We start from the raw sequence: 6028 nt of genomic DNA on the forward strand, positions 1-6028 counted from the left end.
ATGGCGATTACCCAACATCCTAGTGGCGATTGGCTGTCAGGCTACGCCGCCGGAACCTTGCCTTTAGGGCAAGCACTGTGTGTGTCGGCGCACTTAGAGTTCTGCAGTCAGTGCCGTCAAAATTACAGCCGGCTTAGCCAGTTGGGCGGCGAGCTGATGCAAAGCTTGGAGCCCGCACCCAGCCCAAAGCTGTCGCTTGATGAGCTGATGGCACGTATCGACGCGCAACCTAAAAAAGCTACGCAGGACATAGAGGCCTATGATTTAGATTTATCCGACGGCAGTTCTAGCGCCGTCGCTAGAGATCGAATTAAGCCCTCCGGCACGGTAATCCCGCGCAGCTTACGTAAGCTTATTCCGGGCGGTTATCAAAAACTGAAGTGGTCACGTATCTCTCCCAGTATCCGTTCTGCCGAGTTGTGTCGGGACGATAAAGGCCTGAAGGTTGAGCTGTTGCGGATTAAGCCTGGTGGCGCATCACCCACGCACACGCACTTGGGGGATGAGCTCACCATGATTTTACAGGGCAGCTTCTCGGATGAGACGGGTGTTTACCACACGGGTGATTTTATGGCCTGCGATCAAAGTCATACTCACACGCCAGTGGCGAGTCTAGATCGTGAATGTATTTGTCTAACCGTGACTCAGGCGCCCATTCAGCTAACGGGCTTTTTTGGCCGCTGGCTGAACCCTTTGTTGCGGCGTGGTTATGCACCCAATTAGCTCTCAGATAATTAAAAACGCCGGCAACTGCCGGCGTTTTTTGTTCCGATCTTATTTAAGCAAATCCGCCGAACAGTTGATTAATATCCCGTAGTAACCAGCCGCCGTGCGGCGTTAGCAAATAGCAAAGCGCGCAAATATTCAGTGCGACAGTCAACCAAAAAAACACGCGAAATGGCTGTTTTTTGGACTTGTGTCGCAAGTGTTGCTGGGCAAATAAAGCGCCGGGCCAGCCGCCAAGTAGCGCAAACCAATGCAGCGTCGCCTCTGGTGTGCGACGGCGGTCGTGACGCGCCGCCGATTTATCCCAAGCGTACATTATATAAGTCAGTAAACTGGTGCCGAGGTAAAGCCACAAAATCAGCTTAGGCATAAAACCCAGCCCCACCAATGCCGCCACGATAATCAAGAACAGTGCGCTGGTAAAGAATGCGTTAACAGCGTGGCCGGCGTTGTTTTTATCTCGTTTAGGGCGCAACGGCTGTACCTTGCCTGCCCGGCTGCGCCCTTGTGTGTCGCTCTGGGGCTCAAAGGTTACTTTTAATCCTAAGCTTGGCCTCGCTCCGCGATTTTTAAACGATGAAATATGAAAGAACACTTCACGCCCGCCCGACTCTGGTGCAATAAAGCCAAAGCCTTTGTCGTCATTCCATTTCGTGATAACGCCTTTTGAACTGGGTTGGATGTTTTTCATTGTGATGTTTGTGGGTTACCCGGCGTCAATCAGCGCTTTAATTTTTACGGCTTTTTCAAAGTGATCTAACTGGTGTGTTTTAATCCACCATGTGGCAGCTTCCATTAGCAACTCTGGGTCGTCATTCTTATTGGCAAAAAAAAGCGTAAAAAGACAGCCCCACGGAGTTGCCTTTGGAGGCTATTTTTTTATCACATACCTCGATGATTTTTTGTTTTAAAATCGACCTCACGGTTTTCTTTTGTCCTGTTCCAATTTCTTTTGGTAGAAGGCTTTAGCATTTTGCATTTTAGTGGCCCACGACTGCTTTAAACGGTCGCGAACTTTAGCCGCTTCCCGCTCATGTTGCTCGTGTTCGGTGTTGTTCTCTTGTTGCCTAGTTGTGGCAAGCTTTTGACGCAGTTGCTGGCGGGTTTCTTCGGAGACTTCAGTAGGCACCGGAAGACTTTCGATATCATGTAACAGTACGCGGCCTAATCGATCGAGTAGCGCTTCGTCGATTTTATTGGGCGTAAATCGGTGCCGTTTTACGCCGGCACGGCCAAAGTTACGCAATAAAATCTCAATGCACTGTTGCTCGGTATCGGCTTGAATTCGAATGGCGTGCTGCAGGGGCCCTTCTAGGGTAAAGGTTGCTTTGTCTACCCTGTGTAGGTTGTTGAGAGCGTCTTGCCGGTGGTAAGGCAGGGCATAGGCATCCAGGTGTTCGGCGTAGTGCTGGATCGCCGCAAGGTTGTCCAGCACATAGAGGGTCGGTTGCGTCAGTTTGGCCGCAACCCGAATATCAACTTGTCGCGGTGTGTCCGAGCTATCAATCAGCAGTTTGTAAGGCCCTTGACTGAGGGCAACCGTGGTGTCCCTGTCGGGCGCGAGCGGATAATAGAGCGTGCGCTGGGGTTGGACGTAATTAATATGCTTAACCAGCTCATCAAGGTAGCTTAGTACCTTAAGCATCGCCGGGCGTAAGGTCGCTTGGTAATAAGCCTCTTGTTGAGCGAGCTGGGCGGCTTTGTCGGCCTCAGCAGCGCGCAGACCGTCTGCTTGTTGTTTAAGGTCGTCCAGAATCCCCATAGCTAGTCCGTTATGCTAAGCCGCTAAATGTGCCTATTGTAATGGATATGGAGTATAGGGGGGAGTAGGGGTAGACGTAAAATTTATGCCCTGAAACGCCTAGGCGCTCTAAAGTCGGTACACATTCAGCCGTTATAGTTTAAGTGTTCAAAAAATAATCATGCTGGTGATTTTTCTGTCACAGGCTAAGCTGATTAAGGCCCCGAAGGATGAGCCCTACGCTGATCGGGGGCTAGAGTGTGTGATGAAGAGGGATTTATGCTTGGGTTAAAGTCAGACTCTGATGATATTGTGGCCGCGATCAACCTCACTCAGGCGGTGATACAGTTTGCTTTGGATGGAACGATTATCCAGGCAAACGATAATTTTTTGCGGGTTATGGGGTATCAATGGCATGAGGTGAAGGGGCAACATCATAAAATGTTTGTCGCGCCTACCGAGGCCAATAGCACCGCGTATAACGAATTTTGGCAAAAGCTGCGCACAGGCGTGCCGCAGACCGCAGAGTTTAAACGCTTGGCCAAAGGCGGCCGAGAGGTTTGGATTCAGGCAACCTATACGCCCATCGTAAGGCGCGGAAAAGTCCATAAAATTATCAAATTCGCCACCGATGTGACGCAACAAGTGTTGGCCAGATCCAACTTTGAGTCGCAACTCGAGGCCATCCATCGCGCCCAAGCCGTTATTGAGTTTTCGGTCGATGGCGAAATTCTCACCGCTAATGACAATTTTCTTAATTTAATGGGCTACCGTTTGGACGAGGTCCAAGGCAAGCATCATCAACTGTTTGTCGCCGCAGATGAACATAAAAGTGAAGAGTACCGGCGTTTTTGGCAACGTCTGCGTGCGGGTGAGTACCAAACGGCAGAGTTTCGGCGAGTCGGTAAAAACGCAAAAGAGGTGTGGATCCATGCCACTTATAACCCCATTAAAAGCCCGGATGGCAAAGTCATAAAAGTGGTTAAGTTTGCCAGCGATATTAGCCAAGAGGTTTATCAGAGAAAAGAGTTTAAATTGTTATCACTGGTTGCCAACGAAACTGATAATGCCGTTATTATCGCTAACGTTAATCGTGAAATACAGTACGTCAACCAGGGCTTTACCAATATGACGGGCTATAGCTCGGCGCAGGCTTTGGGGCAGTGGGTTAAAGATTTGCTGGTAGGTCCAAAAACGGACGCTGCAACACGGGAGCGAATAACGCGCGAATTAGATGCCCCGCGCGCGTTTTATGATGAAATTGAAATACACCGATCCGATGGAAAATCTTTTTGGATCTCGGTCACCAGTAACCCAGTAAATGATGACGACGGGCACCATCAAGGGTATATCGCGATATTAGCGGATATTACACCGGTGAAGTCCCGTGCAATGGAGTTGCAGGCTCGATTTTACGCTATTGGGCGATCTAACCTAATGGTCGAATGGGACAAAAATGGACGGTTACTGGACATAAATGATTACTCGGAACGTTTGCTCGATATACCCGCTGATACTTTTAAAGCATCGATAAAAAATTGGCAAGAGCTTTTGGATGAAAGCCAGAAAACGTGCCTGTTTAACGACGAGCGAGTCACCAAAGATGTACTCGTTCAGCACGACAGTAAAGCAATCGGCATAGCAGCCACTTTTTGTACTATTAAAGACTTACACGGCGATGTACAAAAAATAATTATGTATGGCTTTGATATTTCGGATCGCTTAGCCGTAGTCGCGACCAGTGATAACGTTATGCGAGAGCTAATAGATTCGGGGAAAAATATTAATAATATGGTGTCGAGTATTAACGCCATTGCCGAGCAAACAAACTTGTTAGCGTTAAATGCCGCTATTGAGGCGGCTCGCGCAGGCGAGGCTGGTAGAGGTTTCTCGGTGGTGGCCGATGAAGTCCGAAACTTGGCCTCAAAGGCCGCGGGGTCAGCGCGCGAGATTAATGATGTGGTAGGTGAAAATCAAAAGCTATTAAGTAGCCTCTCGGACGCTTTAAATAAACTGAATAAATAACATATTGTAGATATCGTCGAGCGCTTATAGGACTTGGGTTGGGGCGAGTTTATTCAGGAGCACCGCATTATCGTTGATAAAATAACGATAATGCGGTTGAGTTTTGATTTACTGGTTTTTCATTATCTGCGCTAACTCGGTAATGTCGCGCACAATGTAATCGGGCTCTTCAGCTAAAGGGTACAATGCTTTACCGGGACGTGCCACAAAGGCAGTTTGTAGCCCGGCGGCTTTCGCGCCAGCTACATCCCAGCCGTGGGCCGCAACCATTAAAGCCTCTTCTGGTTTAACGTTTAATTGCTGTAGCGCCCACTTATAGGCGCGTAGGTCTGGTTTGTATATTTTTATATCTTCTATGCTATAGCGGGCCGAAAAATACTCAGTCAACCCCGCGTTTTCAAACTGAGTTTTAACCCCGTTATTCGATGAGTTGGTCAGACTAACAATGTTAAAGCCTTGTTTATTCAAACTGGCTAGGCCTTGTTTGACATCCGGATGCGGGGGCAAACTTAACAGTGGTGTCACAATGGCGGTTTTGGCATCTTCAGCGCTTAAATCGATATCGTTGTTTTGCGCGACCATCAGCAGCGAGGCAACCCCGATTTTTCCAAAATCTTGGTAGTCGCCGGTCACCGTTGTTACCAGTGAATTATGCAGCATGGTGGAAAACCATAAAGGCAGTAGATCTTCCCGGTCACCCAGCGCTTTGCCAATAGACGAGCGCATAGATTCCAGATCGAGCAAGGTTTCATTTACATCAAAAATAATGACTTTGGGTTTCGCTAACGCGCTGCCGGCTTGGTTTGTCCCGGGGGCTGAATTCTCTTGAGCCATGGCGATGCCTCCAAAAAGAGCACTGATCAGAAGTGTAATAACAGACAGGTAGTGTTTGTTGGTAATCACGTGGGGGATCCTAGGTTGTCATATGGGCGAGTAAAAGCTAATGCACCACCTTAAAGGGTGTTGCCGGCGTTTGGCAACGCAAGGGTTGAGGCTTTGGTCACTATTTACTTATCTTGTCGGTGGTCTGTTTCTTTTGGGAGTGGCGCGAGGTTGGTATGTACGTGAGTTACATTTTATAGCTGTTTTGCGAAAGGAGCTTACCGGCCAGTCGCAGATATGTAACCAGGTACATAAAAACTGATTATTCGCGATAGTGTTTGTTTGAGTTAGACCGCTTGCAGGGTAGGTGAAGGGTGTTGAGTGTAGAAAAGATGGCGCACCCGGCAGGATTCGAACCTGCGACCAACGGCTTCGGAAGCCGCTACTCTATCCAGCTGAGCTACGGATGCGTAAAACTGCAAATTATACTGGTTCAGTGCCAGTGCCTAAAACGTAGCGCTTGTCGCGCTACCTGCTACTCTCCTCGCTATCACTAGGGTCCGGTCTTTCAGCCTAGCTGAAAGCCGTTCGGCTGCGCACAAAGCGATGCTTTGCAAACGCTTGCCTCACCCAGCTGAGCTACGGATGCGTAAAACTGAAAATTATACTGGTTCAGTGCCAGTGCCTAAAACGTAGCGCTTGTCGCGCTACCTG

Annotated in this window: 6 protein-coding genes and 1 tRNA gene; 2 read left to right on the forward strand and 5 right to left on the reverse strand. The window is 48.9% G+C overall.

Annotated features, from left to right (window positions below; all coding sequences use genetic code 11):
- A complete protein-coding gene (locus tag AACY82_RS13950) occupies window positions 1–723 on the forward strand; it encodes a ChrR family anti-sigma-E factor (protein ID WP_339617454.1) in 723 nt (240 codons plus the stop codon).
- Window positions 724–778: 55 nt separating this feature from the next.
- Here AACY82_RS13950 and AACY82_RS13955 read toward each other — a convergent pair whose 3' ends face one another.
- The 3 genes from AACY82_RS13955 to AACY82_RS13965 form a co-directional block, all read right to left on the reverse strand.
- Window positions 779–1417 (reverse strand): cold shock and DUF1294 domain-containing protein, encoded by a 639-nt coding sequence (locus tag AACY82_RS13955; RefSeq protein ID WP_339617455.1) that lies wholly within the window; start codon window positions 1415–1417, stop codon window positions 779–781.
- Window positions 1418–1432: 15 nt separating this feature from the next.
- Entirely contained in the window at window positions 1433–1522 is a 90-nt protein-coding gene (locus AACY82_RS13960) for a DUF6500 family protein (RefSeq protein ID WP_339617456.1), read from the reverse strand.
- Window positions 1523–1645: 123 nt separating this feature from the next.
- The gene (locus AACY82_RS13965; RefSeq protein ID WP_339617457.1) at window positions 1646–2488 is read right to left on the reverse strand and encodes a hypothetical protein; all 843 of its coding nucleotides are present in this window, start codon (window positions 2486–2488) and stop codon (window positions 1646–1648) included.
- 258 nt (window positions 2489–2746) lie between these two features.
- Between AACY82_RS13965 and AACY82_RS13970 the strand changes: the two genes are divergently transcribed.
- Window positions 2747–4492, forward strand: a complete 1746-nt coding sequence (locus AACY82_RS13970) for a PAS domain S-box protein (protein ID WP_339617458.1) — start codon at window positions 2747–2749, stop codon at window positions 4490–4492.
- Window positions 4493–4600: 108 nt separating this feature from the next.
- Here AACY82_RS13970 and AACY82_RS13975 read toward each other — a convergent pair whose 3' ends face one another.
- Both AACY82_RS13975 and AACY82_RS13980 read right to left on the reverse strand, forming a co-directional pair.
- On the reverse strand, window positions 4601–5395 hold the full coding sequence (locus AACY82_RS13975; protein ID WP_339617459.1) for a haloacid dehalogenase type II: 795 nt from the start codon (window positions 5393–5395) through the stop codon (window positions 4601–4603).
- A 312-nt stretch (window positions 5396–5707) separates the two neighbouring features.
- A tRNA-Arg gene (locus AACY82_RS13980) sits at window positions 5708–5784 on the reverse strand.
- Window positions 5785–6028: the final 244 nt, after the last annotated feature.

The organism is uncultured Gilvimarinus sp. (genome assembly GCF_963972205.1).
Taxonomy (GTDB): Bacteria; Pseudomonadota; Gammaproteobacteria; order Pseudomonadales; family Cellvibrionaceae; genus Gilvimarinus; species Gilvimarinus japonicus.